Genomic DNA, 25,053 nt, shown 5'->3' on the forward strand with positions numbered 1-25,053 from the left:
ATTTAGAGTTATGGCGTTTTTCATGATAATTCAAGCATTCTTTCGATAGGTTTTAAGGCCTCAATTCTCAGTTTTTCTGTAATTTGCATTTCTGGACTTTCATTTTTGAGACACAAATACAGTTTTTCCAAAGTATTCATTTTCATAAAAGCACATTCGCTGCAAGCACAACTGTTGTCTTCTGTGGAAGGAGCCGGAATCAGCGTTTTGTTTGGTACCGCTTTGGAGAGCTCATGCAAGATACCGGCTTCTGTAGCCACAATGAAAACGGCAGCAGGATCCGTTTTAATGAAATTAATAATACCCGAAGTTGAGCCTATATAATGTGCTGCTTTTAAAATATGAGTTTCCGACTCAGGATGAGCTGCAATTTTTGCGTTCGGATTTTTATTGTAGATTTCTATTAGTTTGTCTAATGAAAAGGCTTCATGTACCACGCAAGAGCCTTTCCATAAGACGAGTTCACGTTTGGTTTCCTTTTGAAGATAATTACCTAAATTTTCATCTGGAGCAAATATGATTTTGTTTTCAGTTGGTATTGACCCGATTATTTTTTTTGCATTCGCCGAAGTGCAAACCAAATCACTCATCGCTTTTATTTCGGCAGAACAATTGATGTAAGTGACAACGGTGTGATCGGGATGTTGTTCTTTAAATGCTTTAAAATCTTCTGGATTACAACCGTCAGCTAGTGAGCAGCCGGCTTCCCAATCGGGTAATAAAACTTTTTTGTTTGGATTTAATATTTTAGCAGTTTCCGCCATGAAATGAACTCCGGCAAAAACGATAATGTCTGCATTGGTGTTTTGAGCTTTTTTAGATAATTCAAGACTGTCTCCGATAAAATCTGCTATATCCTGAATGTCTTCATCTTGATAATAATGAGCTAGGATTACAGCATTTTTTTCTGCTTTCAATCGGATTATTTCTTGTCTCAAAAAGTTCTTATTCATTTTTTTTGGTCTTAGTTTCTTTCTGTTTGACTACAGAAGAAAATTCTCAGTTCTGATTTAGTTTGTTTGGTTATGCTTTTAAGCATATAATTTTAATAGGGTAAATGTATTATCATCATTTCTTTCAAAACATGATTCAAATCATACTGTTTTATTTTTGTTTTTATATGTTAACCTGATTAATTGAATTTTAATAAAAATTAAAAGAGAGATTGACAAAAACATTTCTTCCCATTCTTGGTATTTTGTTCCAGTCTGAGTAAGTAGTATAGTAGTGATCGAAAAGATTTTCGACACCAGTTTGTAATTTGAGTCCGTTTTGGTTCCATTGAAAAGTATAACCAGCCGTAAAACCAAAAATGAGATAATCTGAAGTTTTATTTTGTCCGTAGGTTTGGGCAAATTCAGTTTGAGCCAAATTTCCTAAAGCATTTATTCCAGCATTAAACTTTTCTTTTTTAAAGTCAATACCGAAACTATATTTTATTGGACTTATAAAAGGAAGATTGTCACCTTGATCATCTTTTCCAACGCTGTAAGTAAGTTGTGATTTAAACTGCCAGTTTTCTAGAAAATCGTAAGTCAGATTACAATCTGTATTGAAAATGACAGCATTATTTAAAGCTTCATATCTTTTTACGCCCGAAGCACCAATGGTCATCGGAAGGGTATTGGGATCTATTTTTCCAATTATATAATCTGAGAAATAGAAATACGACCCCGTTATTTTAGAGGTAAAGCGGTTTGTTTTATATCCGATTAAAAAGTTCCCTTCTAATGCTTTTTCATTCTTGAGATTTGGATTTCCGATATAATCATAAAAATCACTGCTGTTGTACAAATAGAATCCGTAACCTTCCGAAACAGATGGTGTTCTTTCGGCGTAAGCCAGACCAAAACCAAATTCAAAGGGACCGTTGTTTTTGATATAATTTCCAGAAAAACTTTTTAAGAAACGGTTTTTAGAAGCATCCATTTCAGGATAAAAAATACGAAGGCTTTGTAGCCCGAAATCATCCGCAACACGATTATTTTGAAATCCGATATTGGCTCCGATTCGAAGTTGATCTGTGGTCGAAATTTTGATATTATCTTCTAATGACAATCCGTTGTAGAAAGTTCTTACGTCTGGCCAGGTGTACATAAACATTAGGTTTTCTTTAGGATCACTCGGATACATAGTCATTTCTGCTACTGATTTATTGTAAAAACCATTCAGGTCAATCAGAAAATGGTGTTTTTTAAGTTTGGCTTTTACTTTAGAATAAAAACCATACGTATCTGACCAGCCCGGCATATCCATATGAATTGGAACAGAAGGTCTTTTGGTGTCATCCATTTTATGAGTAATGGAATTATAGTAAGCTTTGCTTTCCCAACTTGTAATGAAATCGGAATTTGCTAGATATTTATGGCTGAAAGAGAAAATTTTAGCTTCTGCTAAAGAAACGTCCATAGGAAGTGCCGGATATCCAACATTTGTGGCTTTATCATAAATAGCTGAAGCTTCCAGAATATTTTTAGCATTGATAAAATAACCTGCATTTGCAGAAATATTGTATTTGGTAAATTGTGAGAAGTTGACTTCTTTATTGTTTCCTGCTTTATAATTTTCAGCATCACGATGCATAAAATCAATGTGAGTAAAGAATCGGGAATCGTTATAACCCAAAGAACCTCCAAAGATTTTTTGTTTATTGTTGCTTTCAAAACCCGAATGTAAACTGCCATTCCAGCCTTTACTTTTCTCACTAAACTGATTGCGCTTTAAATCAACAGAACCACCAATTCCTGCTCCGTGACAACTGGCTTGTTGTCCCGACGCCACTGTTGCTTCAGATAAATTTGAAACTTCTACATAAGACGTTATCGGATCCATTTTATCGGTACAGGCACCAAATATGCGCATTCCATCAATAGTAATCACAGTGCGTTCTGAAGCCATATTATTGATAACGGGTTCCCACGCATAAGCGCCTCTTTTAATCATATTAACTTTAGAAGATTTTGCTAAATATTCTTCTACAGAAGTCAGTGATTTTGGCTGTTTAAGATGTAGAGAAGTCTTGTTACCAATGACAATAATTTCATTGAGTTTTATAGTTTCAAGACTATCTTTTGTTTTTTCCTGAGCACAGCATATTGTAGAAAATAGGGCTAGAAAAAAGGTTGCCAGATTTTTCATGATTTAATTCTTTAAAAGAAAGAGACAAGTAAAGATTGTCTCTTTCCTGTTACTTTTTAGGCTAAAACTCAATCTCAAAATAAAGACTGCTGGCTGTGTTTTCTGTAGTTACTGGTTCTCCTTTTAAAACCTCATCAGTAGCATTTAGAACCTGAAGATTAATTTTCCAGTATCCTGTCATGGTCAAGGAAAGTTTTCCTTTGTAAAATCCATCGGCTGTATTTTGAAGTAAATCTGTATTGTTCGGCGAACCATGATTAGCCATACTTGGCATTCTCGGATCTATTTTTACTTTGAAATTATCTACAGTCGAAAAAGTCATCATATCCTGCATTTTGTAAATAGCAACAGTCATATCGTTTACAGCAACTTTAGGTGAAGTAGGCGCGATATAAGCGATCACATAACTTGTTCCATCTGTTCCTTTGAATGAACTTACAGTACGTTTTGCACTCGCTGGAACACTTATTTTACTTGTAGCAGTGTAAGAAATAGTATTAATGGTATAAGTAAAACTTAAATCCCAATACTCTGTTTCGTTTTGTGCCATTTGGAAAATAAGATTTCCTTCATACAAAGTTTTTTTGTCCGACACTTTTGCTACAACTGATTTTGGACAAGAATGTTCCATCATTTTCATATGCATTAGTGGTGTCCATTCAATTTTGGCATCAGTGATGTAAGCATTGGTTTTGGTGTCTTTTATTCGAAGCGAAACATGATTGTAGCCCTGAACTAAACTTCCAGTTGCTGAATACAATTCTATGGTATGTGTGTCATTGGTTATTTCCTGTATTTTTTGAAGTCCGCTTGTTTCATCTGCTGGAATTTCAGGAGTTGAATCGTCATCAGAAGAGCAAGAGAATAAGGTAATTGCGAAAAATAATAGTGCTGTGTATTTTAAAATTTTCATGAGATAATAATTTAAATGTGGATAATAGGAGGACTGCCGAAAAGGATTCGGGGCCTAAAAAAATATTTAAAAAATCACATGAAAATAGGAGGACGAAGCAGGAAAACAGTCTCTAAATGAGTGTACAAGTTTTTGTAAAAGGCATTTATTCTAAAAACAGTTTTGGTGTGTTTTTCAAAATCAAACAAAGGAATTTTTACAATAAAAAGAAGAACGGTTTCGACTGTTTCACTTTTCTTTTCATTAGAAGAAGGCGTATCATTTTTATAAGCCTTTGCCAATTCTTTCTTTAAATGACATTTACCATTACAATGAAGTTCGGGAGCATTTTTGTTTTCGCACAATTCAGTTGTGATGTACTGATAGTTTACCACATAATCCAAAAATGGAAAAGCGGGTCTGAACACCACCGCAAAAAGAAATATGTAAACACAAAGCTTCATTACTCGTTTTTTGAGAATACGAAGGTATTATGAACTTTTTTTTGAGGATATGATTGTAATCATACTCTGTGAAAAACAAGTTTTGGAATTTTGATGAAAAGTTTAACCAATTAAAAACAAAGAAATGAACAAATTATTCGTATTAGCACTGTTTGGTTTTTTCTTCTTTCTGTCTTGCGGAAAAGAAAAATCAAATACTAATCAGGATTTCTCACCTCCAACTCAGGAAGAGAAGACGGCGGATGCAGAATCGTATGATTCTAAGAGAGGTCTCGGAAAATATGAAACAGTTGAATTAGGAACATCTTTAGATAAGGCATTGGCTGAAAAGGGACTTAAAACAGCTGAAGTAAAATGTACCTCATGCCATAAACCTACTGATGAAAAATTAGTTGGACCGGGATGGAAAGGTGTTACAGAAAGAAGAACCCCACAATGGATCATGAATTTTATTACCAATCCTGATCCAATGATCGACAAAGATCCTGAATTGCAGGCTCAGCTAGAGCTTTGTCTGATTCGTATGCCTAACCAAGGATTAAGCGATGACGAAGCCAGATCGATTCTGGAATATATGCGTCAGAATGATGGGGTGAAATAAATAATGGAATCAAAATCAAAATAATAGCCTTATGAAAAATAAATTTTTAAAATCGATTTTCGTTGTTACGTTAGGGTGTGCGTTTTTTGTTTCTTGCAAACCAAAAGACTCTACAGATGCTGTTGAAGGTGATGCGGCCTCAAAAGTATATGTAGCACCAGGAAAGTATGATGAGTACTACAACTTTGTATCGGGCGGTTTTAGCGGTCAGGTCAGTGTTTATGGACTTCCGAGTGGAAGACTTTTAAGAGTAATGCCGGTATTCTCAGAAGATCCTCAAAGTGGTTACGGTTATAGTGAAGAAACTAAACCCATGTTGAATACCTCACACGGTTATGTGCCTTGGGATGATCAACATCACTTGGATTTATCTCAAACAAATGGAGAAGTAGATGGACGTTGGATTTTTGCCAATGCCAATAACACACCTCGTATTGCACGTATTGACCTGAAAACATTCAGAACTGCTGAAATTATAGAGCTTCCAAATTGTGCGGGTAATCACTCCTCTCCATTTATTACTCAAAATACAGAGTATGTAGTAGGAGCGAGCCGTTTTAGTGTTCCTGCAGATAATGATGATGGTGATGTACCGATCAATACTTACAAGAAAAATTTTAAAGGATATCTTAGTTTCGTAAAAATTGGAAAAGAAGGAGAGTTAGATCTTGCTTTCCAAATCGTAGCTCCAGGTGTCAATTTTGACTTGAGTCACCCAGGAAAAAAAGAATCTCATGGATGGTTTTTCTTCTCTTGCTACAATACAGAGCAAGCCAATACTTTACTGGAAGTGAATGCTTCTAAAAATGATAAAGATTTTATCATGGCTGTAAACTGGAAAAAAGCAGAAGAATATATCAAAGCTGGAAAAGGAAAACGTGTTCCTGCAAAATATGCTCATAATACGTGGGATGAAAAGACTCAGACTGCTAAATCTGAAATCAAAAATGAGGTGCTTACGCTGGATGCTTCAGAACTTAAGGATATCTGTTATATGATTCCTTGTCCGAAATCACCACATGGTTGTGATATCGATCCAACAGGTGAATATATTATTGGAAGTGGAAAACTGGCTGCTTTAATTCCAGTTTTCAGTTTTACAAAATTGAAAGATGCAATTGCTAATAAACAATTTGATGGAGCTTATGCAGGAATTCCAGTTGTAAAATATGAAGCAGCTCTTTATGGTGAAGTTCAAAAACCAGGTTTAGGACCTCTTCATACCGAATTTGACGGAAAAGGAAATGCTTACACAACGATGTTTGTGTCTTCTGAAGTGGTAAAATGGAATATCAAAGATCTTAAAGTCTTAGATAGAAAAGCGACTTATTATTCTCCTGGACACTTAATGGTTCCTGGTGGAAATACTGAAAAACCATTTGGAAAATATATGGTGGTTTACAACAAAATTACAAAGGACCGTTTCTTACCAACGGGGCCAGAATTGGCACAAAGTGCTCAGTTATTTGACATCAGTGGAGATAAAATGAAATTGCTTTTGGATTTCCCAACAATTGGAGAACCGCATTATGCGCAAGGTATTCCTGCAGAAAAAGTTAGAAATAACGGACAATTGAAGTTTTACAATATAACGGAGAATAAACATGCCTTTGCTACTAAAGGTGAAAAAGAAACCAAAGTGGTTAGAGAAGGAAATAAAGTACACATTTATATGACTTGTATTCGTTCTCACTTTGCTCCAGATAATATTGAAGGTATTCGTGTAGGTGATGAAGTGTACTTCCACGTAACCAACCTTGAACAAGACTGGGACGTTCCTCACGGATTTGCCATTAAAGGTGCAAATACCGCGGAAATACTGATTATGCCGGGTGAAACCTTAACATTGAAATGGGTTCCGCAGAAAAAAGGAATATTCCCATTCTATTGTACTGATTTCTGTAGTGCATTACACCAAGAAATGCAGGGATATGTGCGAGTTTCGCCAGCAGGAAGTAATGTTCCGATTAGTTACAGTGTAGGGACGAATCTACCAAAAGAATAGCCAGTAACCTAAAGGGAGCAAAGTATTCTTTGTTCCCTTTTATTTTGAATTATTATGAGAAATAAAAAACTATCTACGTTTTCCAAAATTGTACTCATCTTATCGGGACTTTTATTGATTGGAGCTATATTTTTTCCTATTTGGAGAATTGAACTTACTGCACCACAATATCCAGAAGGTCTGGTTTTAAAACTTCACCCTTCTAAAATTGCTGGAGATGTTGATATTATCAACGGATTGAATCATTACATCGGGATGAAGACATTGCATACAGAAGACTTTATTGAATTTAAGGTTTTACCTTTTATTTTAGGAGGTTTAGGTATTATTTCATTAGTATGTGCGTGGAGTTCAAAAAGAAAATCGCTGTTTATATTCTTTTTTTCTTTTATGCTTTTCGGAATATTGTCTGCTTGCGATTTCTACAGATGGAATTATGAATACGGGCATAATCTCGACCCGAATGCTGCTATCAGAGTACCTGGAATGGCGTACCAGCCTCCAATGTTGGGATACAAACAATTGCTAAACTTTGGGGCTTATTCAATGCCCGATATAGGCGGATGGATGCTTATAGCTGTTGGAGTTTTACTTTTTGCTGCTACTGTAAAAGAAAAATATAGGACACCGAAATCTAGTCGATTTTTAAGTCTTTTTCTAATCTCCGCTTTTTTATATTCCTGTTCCAATGACAAACCAGTTCCGATTAAACTAAACGTCGATAATTGTGATTTCTGCATGATGGGAATCAGCGATGGGAGACATGGAGCGGAAATCATTACTCAAAAAGGTAGAGCTTACAAGTTTGATGATATTGCCTGTATGGCACATTATTGCAAACAGAATACGGACATTAAAATTAAAGCCTATTATGTTCATGATTATACGAAGAACAATGAACTAATTTCAGCAGAAAATGCTTTTTTCGTTTCAGGAGGAACTATAAAAAGTCCGATGAATGGAAATATTGCCGCTTTTTTAAGTAAGAGTGAAGCTAAAGCATTTGAAGCACAATCAAAAGGATTGGAAACAGAATGGAATGATATTCTAAAAAAGTAGAACCATTCGTTAATTAAAATCTTACCACATGAAACTACAATTTTGTCTTTCATTATTATTGTTTTTCAACTGTCTTTGGTCACAAAAAATTGAAGTTGGTCCCGAAAAATCTATAAAAACAATCAAAAAAGCAATAGAACTGGCAAAGTCTGGTGATACTATTTTAGTTCATAAAGGAGTTTATCGTGAGGGTAATATTATTGTAGATAAAAAAATAATTCTGCAGGGAAAAAACTTGCCAATCCTAGACGGCCAACAAAAGTACGAAGTGGTTTCTATAAAAGCCGACAGCGTATCTTTTTCAGGATTTAAAGTTATTAATTCAGGTTTTGGGTCTCTGAATGATCCCTGTGGAATTAAAATATACAACAAAACCGGAGTTGAAGTAAAAGATAATTTTCTGGAGAATAACTTTTTTGGAATTTATGTTCAGAAAGGAACCAATTGCATTATAAAAAACAATACCATAAAAGCGTATCAAAAAGAAGAGCAACGCATTGGAAACGGAATTCATTGTTGGAAAAGCGAGAATATGCGGATCATCGGCAACAAAATTTCGGGACATCGCGACGGAATTTATTTTGAATTTGTTTCTAATTCGGTGATCTGGCGAAATGTTTCCAAAGAGAATATTCGGTACGGACTTCATTTCATGTTTTCTAATGATGACGCTTATATTTCTAATGTTTTTAAAAATAATGGGGCAGGAGTAGCAGTCATGTTTACCAAAAACGTAAAAATGTTCAACAATTATTTTGAAGAAAACTGGGGCGATGCAGCTTATGGTTTATTACTCAAGGAAATCTCAGATAGTTATATTATTGGAAATAAATTTGTCAGAAATACTTCGGGAATTTATATGGAAGGAACCAGCAGGGTTAAACTCGAAAAGAATATTTTTAAAGATAACGGTTGGGGAATGAAAGTTCAGGCGAGTTGCATGGATAATGTGATTTCGTTTAATAATTTTCTTTCCAATACTTTCGATATCAGTACAAATGGAAGTTTAGTGCTCAATCACTTCAATAATAATTATTGGGATAAATATGAAGGTTATGATCTCAATCGGGACGGGATAGGAGATGTGCCTTTTCATCCGTTGAGTCTTTTTGCGGTCATTACAGAAAACAATCCCTCGGCAATGCTCTTGTTCCGAAGTTTTATGATTACGCTTTTAGATAAATCAGAAAAAATCCTTCCGAGTATAACTCCAGATAATTTTGTCGACGAAACCCCCGAAATGAAATCTCTTGTATTATGATTACTTTAAAAAATATAAATAAAAAATTTGGCAGATTGAAGGTTTTACAAGATGTCAGTCTAGAATTTAAAGCAGGAGAATGTATTGCGCTTATCGGTCCGAACGGTTGTGGAAAAACCACTTTGATTAAATCGATTTTAGGAATGGTTTTACCTGACAGTGGTGAAATTCTTCTCCAAAATGAATCTATTTTAAAGAAGTTCGAACATCGAAACAATATTGGCTATATGCCCCAAATTGGACGTTATCCCGATAATATGACCATCGAGCAGATTATCGCCATGATCAAACAAATCAGAAATTCAAAAAATGAATTAGACGAAGATTTGATTAAAGATTTTAAACTTGATCAAATGAGAGATAAACAAATGCGGACACTTTCTGGTGGAACAACGCAAAAAGTTAGTGCAACATTAGCTTTTCTTTTCAATCCTGATGTTTTAATTCTGGATGAACCCACTGCAGGACTTGATCCTTTGGCAGCCGAAATTCTGAAAGAGAAAATCATCAAAGAAAGAAATAAAGGAAAACTAATCCTGATTACATCACATTTACTAAGTGAACTCGATGATATGATTACGCAGATTATTTTTATGCAGGAAGGAAAAGTACATTTTCATAAAACGATTCAGGATCTTTTAGAATCAACGGGAGAAACCAAAATATCCAAATCCATAGCCACTATTTTAAAAGAAAAACAGCATGAACAGAATTATTAAAATCGTCTTGTTAGACATTCTGAAAAATAAGATTATTGTAAGTTATGCTTTAATTTTGGGCTTGCTTTCGTGGGGATCTTTTATGCTCGAAGACAATACATCTAAAGGACTTTTAACGATTCTGAATGTAATTTTGTTTACAGTTCCATTGGTATCGGTTCTTTTTTCGACTATTTATATTTACAACAGTTCTGAATTTATCGAACTTTTACTGAGTCAGCCCATCAAAAGAAAAAAAATCTGGATCAGTTTGTTTGCGGGACTTTCAATCGCTATGTTTTTGGCTTTTTTTATTGGAGCCGGAATACCACTTTTAGTCCATTCACCTGGAATGGCTGGAGTAATCATGCTTTTATCTGGAAGTTTGATTTCCATTGTTTTTGTGTCGTTGGCATTTTTGAGCTGCATTCTCACGCGAGATAAGGCAAAAGGAATTGGAATGTCTATTTTATTCTGGCTATATTTTGCCGTACTTTTTGATGCTTTGGTATTGTTTCTTTTGTTCCAGTTTGCCGAATATCCAATTGAAGAAGCGATGGTGGGAGTAACAGCTTTGAGTCCAATAGATTTGGCACGAATTCAGATTTTGCTGCATCTGGATCAGTCTGCTATGATGGGATATACTGGAGCTATTTTTAAAGATTTTTTTGGAACTGCGATCGGATTGGTGATTTCTTTTTCTCTTTTGGTTTTATGGATACTAATTCCATTTATTATTTCAGTTAGAAAATTTGAGCGAAAAGATCTTTAATGTTTTTGTTTATTTAGAAATAAAAGAAATATGAAAACAGATATTAGAAATAAAGAAGATATCATTCTATTGGTTGATGCTTTTTATTTGAAGGTAAAAACAGATGCAACCATTGGGTATTTATTTACAGAAGTAGCTAGGATCAATTGGGAAAAACATCTTCCAATAATGTATGATTTCTGGGATAATGTTCTTTTTCATACAGGAAATTTTGATGGAAATCCGATGTTGAAACATCGAACGCTTGATGAAAAAAGTTCACTCACTAAAACTCATTTTCTGCATTGGACAAAACTTTGGAAAAAAACAGTAGATGATTTGTTTGAAGGTGAAAAAGCAGAAGAAATAAAAAAAAGAGCAGAAAATATTTCCAAATGGATGATGAACAAAGTTGTTTCTTAATACAAAAACGGGATCTCAAAAAAGTTCCCGTTTTTATCTTTTAAGATATCAAGACTGAATTAATAATTTCTTTTAACCTTATACAAAAAAAGAAAAAATCCTTTTGTTTTGGTATGATTCAAATCATATAGAACGAAATTAGTAGAACAATTTATGATCAATAATTTCGATTTTTCTATTCTTACTCATTAATGATATTGTTCGTATTACTGTTTCTACACGAAGACCTGTAAAATCTGCAATTTCTTGTCTAGTATACGGAATTTTCATTTTTATAGAAGCTCCAATATTATGTTGTTTTTTTAAATTATCTAGAAAGTACTGAATGCGATATTCAGGTTTATGATTGACTATATTTTTAGAAAAGACAATTTTATTGTAGATTTTCCACGCAAATAGCTTAAGGATTTTTAACTGCATTTCAGGATTCTCTTCTAAAAAAGAAAAGAAGTTTGTTTTGGATAATTTTAAGATTACACAATCTGTCTGAGCTATTGCAGTAGCAGGGTAAGGTTGTCCAATAAAAAGTGGCGGTTCACCAAAACTGTTTCCTTCATTAAAAACGCCCACAGTGAGATCTTTACCGTCTTCGTTGGTATAACTCATTTTTACAGTTCCTTCCAAAATCTGAAAATAGGAAATCGCACAATCGTTCTCAAAAAAGATGATTGAATTTTTAGCAACCTTTTTAGCTACAGCTCCCCAAGTATATAGTAAATCAGTATCGATATGCATGTCGAAACGTTGAAGAAATGGTTTAAGTGTTTGGTATAGTATTAATTAAAGCAAAGAAATGAATCAAATTTAAAAGAAAATATGATAATTGTTAGCTTTTAGTTGTTTCTTTTTGAAACCAAAATAATAAGGTTTAAATAGTAGAAGAAGATTGTTTTTTTTCGAAGAAAAAGCCTGAAAAAAGAGAATTGAAGAGCTGTCCTTGAGAGACAGCTCTTAATATAATGTTTGTTTTGAGTTAACTTGAAAAAGTTAAACCTTTGTTTTTGAAACTTACGTAAAGTTCTTGTCGTGCCAAACTAATCGTTTCTTCTGTTCTGTAAATACTGCACCAGAATTTGATTAAAAGTTTATACTTTCCATCAGAAATGGAACTATAATATATTTGCGATGGTTTCGAATTGTTTACGAGTGGAAGATTAGTAAGCGTTTCGTTTACGACACTATTGATTTCCTCTGGAATCGTTTCGCCATTAATTTCAAAAGTTACTTCAACCAATTTAAAATTATCAGTATACGTCCAGTTGGTAATATTTTGAGATAATAAATTACCATTCGGAATAATAATTTCGGCACCATTTGGAGCATTAATTTTAGTTGTTCTCAATCCCATCGATTTTACGCGACCCGATTCAGAACTGATTTCTACAACATCGCCAATCTGAATAGGTTTGTCAAAAATTAAGATAATACCCGAAACAAAATTGCTTACAATATTCTGAAGTCCAAGTCCAACACCGACACCTAAAGCACCTAATAAAATACTTAATTTATCCAAAGGCATTCCAGAAGCGGCAACAGCCAAAAGATAACCACTTATTAAAACTACTAATCTTGTAATCAATAATTTTGAATGTTGCCTTTTGTTTATGTTTTCTTCGTTTTCATCATCAATTTCACCAAAGAAATAAGCCACGTATTTTTGTAATAAATGTGCTGCCCAGATTATAATGAAGAATAAAACGATATTACCCAGCGTAAACGTGATGCTTCCAATTGTATTTGGATGACTTAACAACTTGGTTAAAGAAGAACGAAGTGACTCCCAAATATTCAAATTTGATGCAATTACAATCAGCCACATATAACTGATTACAATGATAAATGGTTTTTTAAGGTTGTCTGATAAACTTTCATAATCAAACATTTTTTCAATTCCTCTTTTTACTCTAGTGGTATAAATTTGAAGCAGAATAATTTCCAAAATAATCTTCAAAAGAACACTTAAAGCTACAATTTGAGTAAGTGAAATAAAAGCTGTTAAACTTAACATGTTAGAAAGCGAAACTCTTCCAAATAAATTGTATAAAATTGACAGTACATTCAAGCCAATAAAAATGATACTTGCCCATTTAAAAAAGCCTTTTATATAAAGTTCTTCTTTAAGTGTTTTAATTTGAATTAAACCATAACGAATTCCTAAAATGTTAATCGCTACAAAAGCAAAACGCTGCAATAATCCGATTGTAATAAATAAATCCAAGAAACAAAGGGCAAAGAACAATCCTAAAAGGAAAAGCCAATTTCTCATAGCAACTCCTGACCATTGATTTTTGAAGAGGAAAATTAAAACTCCAAGCAAGAAAAGGTGAATTAATTCTAAAAATAGAGCAGGAGCATACAAATTGGTAACTACTGCAATATTTAAGGCAATAACTAAAACAGGCAGTAAAACACCACGATTTAGATATTTAAAATTAAGAAGAGAAAGATTCTCCGAATAACCATTTGTTCTTAGGTATTTTATGTTTCTGGAAATGTACCAAAACAAAAGTCCCATAAAGAAAAACAAAGTTATTAGGCCTCCAGCTTTATATCCGAGGTAATAGGCAGCAACGTTTTCTTCAATAATAATTTTAGATTTAATATTGTGCGTTACCTTTTTCTTTACGGCCGAATCGCTGATCTGCCATAGCGAAGGATATTCTTTGTTGAAAATACTAATTCCAGATTTCTCCAGTTTGCTTTCAACAGTAACCAAAGCATTAGAAACGGCAATTTTTCTTTGAACCGTAAGACGTTTTTTATTGTTTAAAGTCGTTTGGTTTTTAGTCATTAAACTGTCTGTTCCGACATATTTTTTTCTAAGATCTCCAAATTCTTTTTGAAATTGTTGACGACGAATGGTGTCTTTTAATAAACTAATTAAGGTTTTGTCTTTTCGAAGATCAATAACACGTTTTTTAATGTTTTCAAGATCTAGATTACGTGCATTAATAGCTTTGTTCTGTTCTTCTAATTCTTGTTGAATTTCTTGCAGTACAACGCGATACATTTGTTGGTTGCGTACATTCGGATTTGCTCCTTTTAAACTGGCTAAAATTAAATCCAGTTTACTCTCTGTACGTTTCATATCGCCAAAAAGATGACGTGTATCTCCAGCAAAATCAATGTCATTGTAAGCTGATTCTAAAACTTCTCCAGCTTTTTCTATTGCTATTAAATAATCACTGTCTGTGGCTGTAGTATCGTTGAATAATCTGCCTCGATTTTCTTTTTTAACAGTTTTTTGTTCTTGTGCATTAGTCTGAAATGCAAGAAAAAGAAATAAAAATAAGGAGAAGAAATAAGGAGTTCTTTTTTGAAAAATCATAATTTTAAGGCTTATTTAGGGAGACCAAATTTAATTTTTTTTATAAAACTTTTCGTCAACAAAAAATTAAATTAGACGTATTAGCCTATTTTATCTTCAGATTCTGATTAGATATCTCTGAAAGTGATTTCTTTTTTTATTTCTTTTAATGAATTCGAATTCACAATAACAATGGGAATTAGTGAATAAGGAATTACCATTAATGTAGAAAGTGTGGTCTCTTGGCATAAAAACACAATGATGAGTAAGAGAATGATGGATGCCGCTAAGAGAAAATAAATTATATAGAGAATTGTTTTCTGTTTTTTTAAAAGTTCTTCAATACTCATTTCGCTTGGTTTCTTTGCTCTCATTTTATATTTTTACATTATAATTTTTTTACAAAATTTAATTAAAAAATATTCCAAAACAATAAGTCATATTTTTTTGACTACCCTATAAAATGATATGGAAGAAAAAGAAACATGCCCTGCACAAAGACTTTTAAAAATGTTATCAGGAAAATGGAAAGCAGAAATTTTTCGTTTGGCTGTTGAGTCGCCTTTGCGATTTAATATGTTGTTGAGACAGATTCAGGGTTCAAATAAACAGTCTTTAGCAACGGCTTTGAAAGAGTTGGAAGAAGAAGGTCTTTTGGAGAAAATTACAATTAAATTAAAGCCACTCCATATTGAATATAATTTAACCGAAAAAGGAAAAGCTTTAATCCCGGTTTTCCAGCAATTGGAAGGTCTTTCTAATTAAGTAGAAAAGATCCTCAAATCTGCTCAGCTGACTATGAAATCACTGAGATTCTCTGAGAATCAAATCCTACATCCAAAAAATAAAAACGTCAGCTAAAAAAAGCAATGATATTTAGTTGATAAAATCAAATTTATCTTCGAACATTTTGCCAATTACCGGAATTGGTTTCTTTTGTTCGTTTGCCGCATTAATGATTCCAAAAATCCATAAAATGAAAATCACATAACCAACATAGCTTAAAAAGTAAAGTGCTGGTACAATAGCAACAACAATAGATAATGCAACATTTACCAGTAAAGAAACCAGAAAAATTCCGAATCCTTGTTTTAAATGATAACGTACCAAGTCGCTTTTTGGAGTTACGTCTTTACTTTGAACAAAAGCTATAATCCAACCAATAATAGTGACATAGCTCAAAATAGAAAGGGTTTTATTATTCATCGTTTTAGTTATTTATTACTTCAAAAATAGATATGATGAATGAAAAATTAAATAGCTGCTTTGTTATCTGTAGGTTTTGATTGGTATTGGTGGAGGATGAATTTATATGTTGTTTGTTTTTTATTTCAAGTTTCCATTTTTTTAACCGTAAAGTTCACAATGATCTTTAATAATCGACTGTTTATAAAAACCAAAGAATGCAAAGCTTTATAGAAAAACTTTGCGTTCTTTGGTTTTTATAGATCTCGCATTTCAAAAAACTCTGCGAACTTTGCAGTAAAAAACAGTTTATTTTTTCGGAAGATAAATCCAAAATGTGGTTCCTTCTCCAGGTTTACTGCTAAAGTTGATCATACCGTTGTGGTTTTCAATGATTCTTCGGCACAAAGCAAGTCCGATACCATTTCCGCCATATTGATCGCGTTCGTGAAGACGCTGAAACATATCAAATATACGTTCTGAGTATTTGCCATCCATTCCGATTCCGTTGTCTGCAATCGAAATTACATGATAATTTTCAGATGAAGTCGTGAGTTTTTCATCTTTCGGAACATCTTCATACGAAATAGTCACTGTTGGCTGATCTGTATTAAATTTAAGCGAGTTATTGATCAAATTGTACAATAATTGGCGAAGCTGTGTATCAAGTCCGAAAACTTTTGACAACGGATTTACATTTATAACAGCATTTTTTTCTTCGATAACCAAACTTAAATCGCTTAAAACTTCGATTATAACTTGATTTAAATCTACTTCTTCAAAATATTGTTCTTTATTTTCAATTCTAGAATAATTAAGAACATCTGTAATTAAATTGGATAATCTGCCGGCAGCTAATGTAATTCGGTCAAAATAATACTTTTTCTTTTGGTCTTCGCTTAAATGTTCGCCCGCTCTTGAAAGCATAATCATAATCTTTCTAAGTGGTTCTTGAAGATCGTGACTGGCAATATAAGCGAATTGTTCTAATTCTTTATTTTTAAAACGAAGTTTAGAGTTGGCGCTTTCCAATTCGTTCTTCGTTAATTTTAATTCGGTGTTGTCTTTCAACGTTTCCACCATCATTTTCTGAGCGTTGATATTTACAAAATAGACAAGCCAGCTGTTAAAACTTCCGTCTTCTGCTTTATTTGGAACTATAGAAACTAAGTGCCAGATATAGTCAGAGCCGTTTTTGATCCTTGTTTCACCTAAGAAATTAGATCGGTTTTGTTTGGCTTTGTTCCAACCTTCTAGGATAGTGTCAATATCTTCCAAATGAATAAAATTGATTAACGTTTTTTTATCAAAAGTAAGGAGAGGAACTTCTAGATAATTTTCTAAAGATTCGTTTACCAATAATACTGTATTGCGTTCATTCAAAACACAAATTAAAATTGGAATTGTATTAGCTAATTGTTTGTATTTGTTCTCGCTTTCTGTTAGTTTTTCTGAAAGCGCAATTAGCTCAATATTTTTCTTTCTAATTTCGTCATACGGAGATAAAGGCGGTTCGAATTTAAAATAATCGATAATGCTTTTGATCTTCGTTTCGGACAAAAGTCCAGGTGCCGAAATTGGCTGACTTATTTTAGTTACAGACTGATTGTCAACATAACTATATTGAATGTTTCCAGAGATTTTTGAAGCATATAAAAAGGCTTCAGGACTACAGCTTTTTAAATCTGCGGTATCTGTAATAACCGCTATAATTTCTTTTTGAGTTGCTTTTATGATGTTCAAACCCAGTACCAATAAAGAGTTGGTTCCCTTGGCAATGGCACAACGGGCAACTTCTGATACTGCGGTCGAAAAGCGAGTTTGAAATGAAGAGGCCATACCGCACATTTCTGCAATTTTCATACAACGTTTATGAGCCAATATCAGGTCCATTTCGTTATCAAGATTTATTTGTATGATCTCTTTTATCATGCTCAGTTTATTTTACCGACCAAAATTGTTGCATCATCAGTTCCTCTTACATTTTCCTTATAAATTGCAGCTGCAATGATGCCGGGACTTTGTTTGAAAATAGAATTTAAGTCGTTTAAACTCCATCTTGTTCGCAAACCGTCACTATGCATAATGATGATTTGATGTTTTTTATAAGGAACAACGGTATTGTTCAGTGTTCTTGGAATATTATGACCGATAATTCCGTTATAAGGAGTATAGGTTTTATTTTCTAATCCGTTAAAAATTCGGGTATTGATGTTGCCAATCCCGCAAACATTCCAAACTTCTGACTTATAATCTACTGATGCTATTGTTGCAACCAATCCTCTGGTTTTCTTTACTTTTAAATGAATATCTCTTAAAATAGTAGTTGGATCGGTTTCTACAGATTGTTTAAAGGCTTTTATAGCAGCTTCAACTGCTTCATTAGCACTTTCTCCGTGTCCTAATCCATCTCCTACAAATATCTGAAATCCTTTGCTGTTATGTTTTATATAATACCCATCTCCGCAAAGTTTTTCACCTGGATAATTTACAGCAATAGTAGTAGGATTTAATCCGTTTTTTAAAGAAGGAATTTCGAGTTCTGGTTTTTCGCAGATTTTTACATACTGTACACAGCCCCAATTTTTCATGGAGTAAATCTGAAAATCATTGCTTAGTCTTTTAATGGAACCTAAACCATGACCAAGTGTATTAGAAGACGAATAACCGTCATTCATAATTTTGGCAACATTATCAAAACCAATGCCTTTGTCCAGGCAATAGATTTCGATTTCATTATGCTCTCCATTAAAATTAGCACGATACAGTAATTCGCCACCGTTCGCAAATTTCATTAGATTTGAAGTAAGTTCTGCCACAATAATATCTGTTTCGGCAGCTCTGTGAGGGGTAAAACCCAATTGAAGGGCAAGATTATGTATTTCTCTTTTTATAAAAGCTATCAGACTTCTGTCATCAATTTTATAAGTGGAAAACGTATTATCCATTTTTCCATTTTGTTATAGTAACGGTGGTACCGTTTCCGAGTTCTGATTTAATGTCAAATTCATTGACAAGTCTTTTTGTTCCTGGTAAACCTAATCCCATGCTTTTTCCTGTACTGTATCCATCTTTCATTGCTAGAGATATGTCGGCTATTCCGGGGCCGTTATCAATAAAAGTAACGCGCACGCCATTATCTTTGCCGTTGCTCACGGACTCGATAATAACTCTTCCACCACCACCATATTTCAGAAGATTACGCAAAAGTTCGCTAGTGGCCGTAATAAGTTTGGTCTGATTTAAAATACTCATACCAGCTTTTACACCATATTCTTTTACACGATTGCGCAATGGTACAACGTCCTGTTCTTTTACAACAGGAGCTTCTTCTTTGCTATTCGATATCGTCGTCATACTCCTGCTCTTCGTTTTCGCTTATGTGCATTTTTGAGCGAAGTAAATCCATGCCTCTTTCTACGTTTAAGGCACTTATGACTCCATTTAAAGATAATCCAAGTTCTACCAATGTTATGGCAACTGCGGGTTGCATTCCAACAACAACGGTTTGTGCATCTAATATTCTTGACATTACGGCAATGTTTCCGAGGATTCTTCCCATAAAAGAATCTATAATAGAAACTGCAGAAATGTCTATTAGAACACCTTTTGAACTATGTTTACTAATAGTATTTATTAAATCTGATTCAAGATTTTCTGCCAATTGATCATACAAATCTACTTGTATAGTAACAAGCAGAAAATCTCCCATTTTAAGTATAGGAATTCTTTCCATATAAACCCGAAATCTTTATTCTACAATTTTTCTTTTTTTGACAACAGTTAACTGAAGCATTTCAAAAGCTGTTTGTAAAGCGCTTGCCAATGAAGCCTTAGTTGTAATACCGCTTAGGTCAATTCCTAAATGCACAACTGTTTGAGCAATTTCTGGACGAATACCGCTAATGATACATTCAGCTCCCATTAAACGGGTTGCGCTCACTGTTTTAATAAGGTGCTGTGCTACAAGAGAATCTACAGCTGGAACACCAGAAATATCCAAAATGGCAATAGAACTTCCGGTATCAACAATTTGCTGTAAAAGGCTTTCCATTACAGTTTGTGTTCTTGAACTGTCTAAAGTTCCAATAATTGGCAAAGCAACGATACCATCCCAAACGGTGATAACAGGTGTAGAGATTTCGCTAATTTCATCAACTTGTCTAGAGATTACGTCTTCTCTTCCTTTCATAAAGGCTTCAAAAGTCATAATCATCATATTGTCTAAAATAGCACTCAATTTTAGATTAGCGTCATAAAGTGCTTGAGGATCTGTTATTAATTCAGCAAGAATTCGAAATGCAGCTTCTTTAAACGAAATTAAATATTGTCCGTTTTCTCTTGGAGAAAATCCACGTTTTCCTCTAGAAGATGAGATTCCTACAATAAGGTCTTGAACTTTTTCAAACTCCTGTGAGTTCTCATATTTTTCATCAGATTTTGCTAATGCAGTTAAAAAGAATGAAGCAAATTCTTTTGACTCTTCTTCTTCAACCGCTCCATCATCTGCACCACTCTCTAAAAGAATTTGAGACCATATTGTAAGTAACTTGTTTTCGTGCTCTTTTAAGACACCTAGTACGTTGTTTTGCATTTGCTTTTTGCTTTAAATTTTGGAATTTTCTCTATCAAATATATAACATTAAATTGTATGCGAAAAGATTTATTAAATTTAAAAATGATGAAAAATTAATTTTTTGAAACTAGGAGCATCATTTAAGCTGTTATAATTAATCATTTATGTTAAAAGAGCAGAAAATATTAATTTGTGAATATTAAATGCAAAAAAGATAAAAGAGAGTTATTTCTGATGTTTTACACTAATTTAAATTTCCTCTTTCATTAATTTAAAAAACTGTTCTTTTTTTCCTCTAGAAATAGGAACAACCGATTTATCATTCATATGTACCATTCCTTCGCGAGAATAACTTACAATCGAATTGACATTGATTAAATGGGATTGATGAATTCTGAAAAACATTGGCGGTTCTAAAATATCTTCATAGTTTTTGAGCGGTTTAGAAACCATTATTTTTCGACCATCTGTTAGAAAAAAAGTAGTGTAGGAACCCGAAGTTTCACATCTTAGAATTTGGTCTAATTTAACAACATACATCGCTTCTTGCGTTGGAAGAATAACTCGGTCTGGTGTTTTAGAAAGATTATTTTGTAATTCGCTTAATTGTTGTTTTTCTAAAACTCTTTCCTGTAAAAGTGCAATTCTTTCAATCGCCGTTTTCAATTCATCGGGATCAATTGGTTTTAAAAGATAATCTATCGCACTATATTTAAAAGCATTTACAGCATGTTGTTCGTAAGCAGTGGTAAAAATAAGATGAAAAGAAGTAAACGAAATTTGCTGTAAAACATCAAAACCGGTTCCGTTTTGGAGCATGATATCCATAAAAACCAAATCAGGTTTTAAACGGTCAATCAGCTTAACGGCTTTCTCTGTACTTTCCGCGTAAGCGATAATTTGAACCTTATCTGGAGCAACCATTTCAAGCATAATAGATAAAGCTTCGCGTATACGCTGTTCATCTTCAATAATTATAGTTTTATACATATTTATAAGATTGGAATGTTGATAATAACAATACAGCCTGTTTCGCCATTTTCAGATTCTCTTTCTAAAACTTTAAAACCGGCATTCGGATATTCTTTCTGCATTTTGGTCAATCTTTCATCTGTTATAATCGTTGACAAAGACTGATGATTTTCGTTTATTTTGAGTTTACGCGAAGCTGCAAGTCCGATACCATTGTCTTTTATGGTACAGATTAGATTTTTCTGATCACTCATTTGTGTGAAATTTATCTTTAGTAAACCTTTTTCTTCTTTTGGTTTTGGTTTTAATCCGTGTTCGACAGCATTTTCTATAAATGGCTGAATCAATAATGGCGGAATAAAAATATCATTTTCAATAGATTCGTCGCATATAATTTCATATTCAAAACTATTGTTAAGACGTAACTGCTGTAACTCAATATAATTTTTTAAAGTGCCAATTTCTTCTTCCAGAGATATAGTTTCTTTTCTGGATTGTTCTAAAATCTGACGGGTCAACTTGGCGAATTTATTTAAATAAGAAACTGCTGGAATGGTATCTTTCTGCAAAATCATACTTTGAATATTTCCTAAAGCGTTAAAAATAAAATGCGGATCCATTTGCGAACGTAATAATCTCCTTTCCAGCGAAAGTCTTGCTGCAAGATTTTCTATGGTTTCTTTTTCCATTAACTGAACTTTCAAATCACTGTTGGCCTGTTCTTGTTTTAGAATTTCTTCGCGTTTTAAATAATAACGTTGTCTGTAATAATAAGAGCGGAACATAAAGATCAATCCAATTAATAAAACGGCTGCAATTCCGTAACCTAGAAGTTTATTTTTTTGTGCTAGTTCTTTCTCCAGTTCCAATTGTTGGATGCGTTCTATTTTTTTAGAAGATTCGAATCGTGCATCTGCATTTTGTAAAAGCTTTTGCGTGCTTTCATTATATTTTAACTGATTGTATTGGTTGTACAAAGTATCGTATCGGTAATAAGCCATAAAATCATTTCTTTTTACAGAAACGTCTTTTAAACAATTGTAAAAAGTAGCCAGTAAATAATTATCTGTATAAGGCAGACTAAGCTGATATTTAATTCCTTCAATAAATAACAATTCAGCTTTTGTGTAATCTCCTTTTTGAGTGTAATACATTCCCTGAAGCCCTATTGCGCTTCGGTAAATGATTTTTACATTATATTTTTTAGCAATTTCAGTTGCTTTCCTGAGATTGTTTAGCATTGCTTTTTCGTCAGTTGGTTTTGGTCCTTTAGAATAAAGATCTGCCAGATTGATGTAAGCGATTCCGAGATTACTTTTACTAATAATCTGACTCGGATATCTTTCTGCAAAAGCAACCGTTTCTTTAAAGAAATTAAGCGCTACAATCCATTCTTGTTTATATCCAGATTCTAATCTGTCTGTTAGATAACCCCCAAAAGCAAGTCTGGCATACAATTGACTTTCTGCATCACCCGCTTTAGCGGCATGTTGTAACGCTTCTCTGGAATATTTTTTTACCTTTTCGGGAGAAGCGGGAGAAAACAAATACGAAATATCAGATGCAATTTTAGCGCATTGATCATGTGCTTTTATTTTAGAAAAAAGTGTATAGGCTTTCAGTAGATAATCTAATGCTTGAGGCTTGTCATCGATATACGATTTTAAAGCTCCCTGGGCTAAATAAGCAAAAGCTTTAACTCGTATTTTATTTGATTTTTCACTTAAAATAAAAGCAGTATCAGCATAGCGGGTAAATTCTTTTAAATGCAGCAATCGTCTTTGAGTTAGAGCCAGATAAGCATAACAAATTACTTCATCATCAATGTTGTTTTTCTTTTTGGCTAATTCTAATGCCTGTAGTTGTATTTTTTTGGAGGAAGAAGAATCAGAAAAACGTTTTTCAAATCCATAAGCAGCAATTTTTTCTATAGAAGAAATTTGCTGTGCATTTAAATTAGAAAAGCATAAAATCAACAAACAGATAAACCATTTGCAGGTTCTATTTTTAATCTGAAAAAAAGTGTTTTTTGGACGCATGTATAGTGGTAATTACTGCCAAAGTACAAATTGAGTCGTGACTGACCAAAAAAAAGTGACCGTAATTTTTACAAGAAAATCCTTTGTAAACTTTGCATTGAAGTATATTTTAAAAGAGCTGTTTCGGGATATTAGAAAGGGATGACCAAATAAAAATCAAAAACCTCCATTTGCCAATTTCGAATTGTCGTGAGTTGATCTTAGTAGTAATCTTGTTCATTATTAATTTTTTTTAAAACTATAAATTATGAATAAGATTTTTTTTACAATAACAATTATTGCAACTCTTTTTTTCTCTGTTTTGACATACGGTCAGCAAGATGATAAACGCATCAGAGTTGAAATTTCTTTGAAAGATGGAAACAAAGTAGTCAAAGCTGCTGTAAGATCGGTAACCTTTTCTTTTACAAAATCGGTGGTTAATTCTGAAACCAATGAGGTAAAGAACAATTACTATTTTTCTCTTGATCTGGAAAAACAAGATATTCCTTTGTTAGCGACTTTCATGAAAAATAAAGCAGGAATTGACGGTATGATCACAATGACGGATAATTACGGAAAACTGCCAATGAGAAAATTTGATTTTACAAAAGGGAGAATTGATTCTATGAGTGACCAAATTAATGGAGATTATAGTAGCGCTTACATTTCGCTTATTTCTGATTCTTTGATTATTGACGGCGTTAAAATCGATTAAAGAAATGACGGAATTAACAAAATTCGAAAAAAGCGGTAACCAGTTTGTCATGAAAAGACAATATGGTTTTGGCCTTTTGGTGGTAATTGGGATGCTAGCGTTTACAATTGGAGGAATCTATTATAAAAATACTGCCTTAATCTGGATTTTCGGAATTTTGACGATTTTGTGTTTGATCTCAATTTGGGCACAAAGTTTTATAATCGATCTTGATAAAAATGCTTTCATCATTAAAAATGGATTGATTAACAAACCAGTCGAGATTCCTGTTGCTGATTTTGTAAACTTTGAATTGGTAAAAGTCAAACAGAATCTTATAACCACAAATGTTTCTTTGAATCTATATTATATCAAAAATGACAAAGAAAAATGTACTGGAATTGCACAAGGTTTTACAACAAGATCAATGCAGAAACTTATGAATGAAATCAATGCAATTTTAAAAATAAATGAACATTCACGAAAGATATAACATTGAAGAAACCTTAAATAGATTTACTTTGTATCCCAATAAGAATTCACTGCAATTATCAAAGTGGTTTTTGGGAGGAATATTGGTCGGTTTAGCAGCTTTATTTTTTCTACATCATTATATGGACGAAGCCATGCGTTGGGGAATCTGTATTTTATTGATATACTTTGTTTTACATAGTTTGTATGATATAATGATTGGTTCAAAAATTCATTATATATTTGATGTTTCTACGAATGCAGTTTATAAAAATAATCCATTATTTTCAAGAAAGAGAATAATGAAACTGGATGAAGCAGTTGTTTTTGTTCATTCAGAAATGGGAAGCTGGTATTACGCTTTAGGTGCTGATAAAAATCAGTTCGTTAAAAACTACAGAATCAGTGAAGGGTTTAGTTCTGGACGTAAAAGTTTGGAAATTCAAAAAGCATATGAACATTTTATCTTACTGAAAATAGATAAATTGATAGAGGAAACACATCTCAGAAACAAAAATTAAACTATACTAAAAAT

Annotated in this window: 26 protein-coding genes; 11 read left to right on the plus strand and 15 right to left on the minus strand. The window is 33.1% G+C overall.

Going from position 1 to position 25,053, the window contains the following annotated elements; translation table 11 throughout:
• Positions 1–20: 20 nt before the first annotated feature.
• From nadA to NQQ59_RS22970, 4 genes are all read right to left on the minus strand, one after another.
• Complete coding sequence (nadA, locus tag NQQ59_RS22955; RefSeq protein WP_144212348.1) at positions 21–953, minus strand: quinolinate synthase NadA; 933 nt, start codon at positions 951–953, stop codon at positions 21–23.
• A 190-nt stretch (positions 954–1,143) separates the two neighbouring features.
• On the minus strand, positions 1,144–3,138 hold the full coding sequence (locus NQQ59_RS22960) for a TonB-copper family protein (RefSeq protein WP_144212350.1): 1,995 nt from the start codon (positions 3,136–3,138) through the stop codon (positions 1,144–1,146).
• A 61-nt stretch (positions 3,139–3,199) separates the two neighbouring features.
• Positions 3,200–4,051, minus strand: coding sequence for a FixH family protein (locus NQQ59_RS22965; RefSeq protein ID WP_144212352.1), 852 nt, complete (start codon positions 4,049–4,051; stop codon positions 3,200–3,202).
• A gap of 74 nt (positions 4,052–4,125) precedes the next feature.
• On the minus strand, positions 4,126–4,494 hold the full coding sequence (locus tag NQQ59_RS22970) for a hypothetical protein (protein ID WP_257698442.1): 369 nt from the start codon (positions 4,492–4,494) through the stop codon (positions 4,126–4,128).
• A 124-nt stretch (positions 4,495–4,618) separates the two neighbouring features.
• Between NQQ59_RS22970 and NQQ59_RS22975 the strand changes: the two genes are divergently transcribed.
• Genes NQQ59_RS22975 through NQQ59_RS23005 form a run of 7 tightly spaced genes read left to right on the plus strand, consistent with a single transcriptional unit; the run spans position 4,619 to position 11,292 of the window.
• On the plus strand, positions 4,619–5,095 hold the full coding sequence (locus NQQ59_RS22975; protein ID WP_144212354.1) for a c-type cytochrome: 477 nt from the start codon (positions 4,619–4,621) through the stop codon (positions 5,093–5,095).
• Positions 5,096–5,126: 31 nt separating this feature from the next.
• Complete coding sequence (nosZ, locus tag NQQ59_RS22980) at positions 5,127–7,100, plus strand: Sec-dependent nitrous-oxide reductase (protein ID WP_144212356.1); 1,974 nt, start codon at positions 5,127–5,129, stop codon at positions 7,098–7,100.
• 54 nt (positions 7,101–7,154) lie between these two features.
• Positions 7,155–8,159: a nitrous oxide reductase accessory protein NosL gene (locus NQQ59_RS22985; protein WP_144212358.1), complete on the plus strand. Its 1,005-nt coding sequence runs from the start codon at positions 7,155–7,157 to the stop codon at positions 8,157–8,159.
• Between the two features lie 28 nt (positions 8,160–8,187).
• Positions 8,188–9,420, plus strand: coding sequence for a nitrous oxide reductase family maturation protein NosD (locus NQQ59_RS22990; protein ID WP_144212360.1), 1,233 nt, complete (start codon positions 8,188–8,190; stop codon positions 9,418–9,420).
• Positions 9,421–9,455: 35 nt separating this feature from the next.
• Entirely contained in the window at positions 9,456–10,139 is a 684-nt protein-coding gene (locus NQQ59_RS22995) for an ABC transporter ATP-binding protein (RefSeq protein ID WP_307777160.1), read from the plus strand.
• Complete coding sequence (locus NQQ59_RS23000; RefSeq protein WP_144212364.1) at positions 10,123–10,890, plus strand: ABC transporter permease subunit; 768 nt, start codon at positions 10,123–10,125, stop codon at positions 10,888–10,890. Before NQQ59_RS22995 ends, NQQ59_RS23000 begins: the two co-directional genes overlap by 17 nt.
• 30 nt (positions 10,891–10,920) lie before the next feature.
• A complete protein-coding gene (locus tag NQQ59_RS23005) occupies positions 10,921–11,292 on the plus strand; it encodes a group III truncated hemoglobin (RefSeq protein WP_144212366.1) in 372 nt (123 codons plus the stop codon).
• A 138-nt stretch (positions 11,293–11,430) separates the two neighbouring features.
• Here NQQ59_RS23005 and NQQ59_RS23010 read toward each other — a convergent pair whose 3' ends face one another.
• From NQQ59_RS23010 to NQQ59_RS23020, 3 genes are all read right to left on the minus strand, one after another.
• A complete protein-coding gene (locus tag NQQ59_RS23010) occupies positions 11,431–12,027 on the minus strand; it encodes a Crp/Fnr family transcriptional regulator (protein ID WP_144212368.1) in 597 nt (198 codons plus the stop codon).
• Between the two features lie 238 nt (positions 12,028–12,265).
• The gene (locus NQQ59_RS23015; RefSeq protein WP_144212370.1) at positions 12,266–14,620 is read right to left on the minus strand and encodes a mechanosensitive ion channel family protein; all 2,355 of its coding nucleotides are present in this window, start codon (positions 14,618–14,620) and stop codon (positions 12,266–12,268) included.
• 107 nt (positions 14,621–14,727) lie between these two features.
• Entirely contained in the window at positions 14,728–14,973 is a 246-nt protein-coding gene (locus NQQ59_RS23020; RefSeq protein ID WP_144212372.1) for a redox-active disulfide protein 2, read from the minus strand.
• A gap of 94 nt (positions 14,974–15,067) precedes the next feature.
• On the opposite strand from NQQ59_RS23020, the gene NQQ59_RS23025 reads away from it, so the two are divergent.
• The gene (locus tag NQQ59_RS23025; RefSeq protein ID WP_144212374.1) at positions 15,068–15,364 is read left to right on the plus strand and encodes a winged helix-turn-helix transcriptional regulator; all 297 of its coding nucleotides are present in this window, start codon (positions 15,068–15,070) and stop codon (positions 15,362–15,364) included.
• A gap of 111 nt (positions 15,365–15,475) precedes the next feature.
• On the opposite strand, the gene NQQ59_RS23030 is transcribed toward NQQ59_RS23025, so the two are convergent.
• The 8 genes from NQQ59_RS23030 to NQQ59_RS23065 form a co-directional block, all read right to left on the minus strand.
• The gene (locus NQQ59_RS23030) at positions 15,476–15,805 is read right to left on the minus strand and encodes a DUF4870 domain-containing protein (protein ID WP_144212376.1); all 330 of its coding nucleotides are present in this window, start codon (positions 15,803–15,805) and stop codon (positions 15,476–15,478) included.
• 288 nt (positions 15,806–16,093) lie between these two features.
• Positions 16,094–17,716, minus strand: a complete 1,623-nt coding sequence (locus NQQ59_RS23035) for a sensor histidine kinase (RefSeq protein ID WP_257698443.1) — start codon at positions 17,714–17,716, stop codon at positions 16,094–16,096.
• 2 nt (positions 17,717–17,718) lie between these two features.
• Positions 17,719–18,732, minus strand: coding sequence for a SpoIIE family protein phosphatase (locus tag NQQ59_RS23040; protein ID WP_144212378.1), 1,014 nt, complete (start codon positions 18,730–18,732; stop codon positions 17,719–17,721).
• Entirely contained in the window at positions 18,725–19,141 is a 417-nt protein-coding gene (locus NQQ59_RS23045) for an anti-sigma regulatory factor (protein ID WP_144212380.1), read from the minus strand. Before NQQ59_RS23045 ends, NQQ59_RS23040 begins: the two co-directional genes overlap by 8 nt.
• On the minus strand, positions 19,122–19,520 hold the full coding sequence (locus NQQ59_RS23050; protein ID WP_144212382.1) for an STAS domain-containing protein: 399 nt from the start codon (positions 19,518–19,520) through the stop codon (positions 19,122–19,124). The genes NQQ59_RS23045 and NQQ59_RS23050 overlap by 20 nt, the downstream gene beginning before the upstream one ends.
• 15 nt (positions 19,521–19,535) lie before the next feature.
• A complete protein-coding gene (locus NQQ59_RS23055) occupies positions 19,536–20,378 on the minus strand; it encodes an STAS domain-containing protein (RefSeq protein ID WP_144212384.1) in 843 nt (280 codons plus the stop codon).
• A gap of 231 nt (positions 20,379–20,609) precedes the next feature.
• A complete protein-coding gene (locus NQQ59_RS23060) occupies positions 20,610–21,350 on the minus strand; it encodes a LytR/AlgR family response regulator transcription factor (RefSeq protein WP_222104865.1) in 741 nt (246 codons plus the stop codon).
• A 2-nt stretch (positions 21,351–21,352) separates the two neighbouring features.
• On the minus strand, positions 21,353–23,371 hold the full coding sequence (locus NQQ59_RS23065) for a sensor histidine kinase (protein ID WP_144212388.1): 2,019 nt from the start codon (positions 23,369–23,371) through the stop codon (positions 21,353–21,355).
• Positions 23,372–23,618: 247 nt separating this feature from the next.
• Between NQQ59_RS23065 and NQQ59_RS23070 the strand changes: the two genes are divergently transcribed.
• Genes NQQ59_RS23070 through NQQ59_RS23080 form a run of 3 tightly spaced genes read left to right on the plus strand, consistent with a single transcriptional unit; the run spans position 23,619 to position 25,039 of the window.
• A complete protein-coding gene (locus NQQ59_RS23070; protein WP_144212390.1) occupies positions 23,619–24,068 on the plus strand; it encodes a hypothetical protein in 450 nt (149 codons plus the stop codon).
• 4 nt (positions 24,069–24,072) lie between these two features.
• Positions 24,073–24,540, plus strand: a complete 468-nt coding sequence (locus NQQ59_RS23075; protein WP_144212392.1) for a hypothetical protein — start codon at positions 24,073–24,075, stop codon at positions 24,538–24,540.
• Positions 24,518–25,039, plus strand: coding sequence for a hypothetical protein (locus NQQ59_RS23080; RefSeq protein WP_144212394.1), 522 nt, complete (start codon positions 24,518–24,520; stop codon positions 25,037–25,039). Before NQQ59_RS23075 ends, NQQ59_RS23080 begins: the two co-directional genes overlap by 23 nt.
• Positions 25,040–25,053 lie beyond the last annotated feature (14 nt).

This window comes from Flavobacterium panacis (assembly GCF_024649945.1).
Taxonomy (GTDB): Bacteria; Bacteroidota; Bacteroidia; order Flavobacteriales; family Flavobacteriaceae; genus Flavobacterium; species Flavobacterium panacis.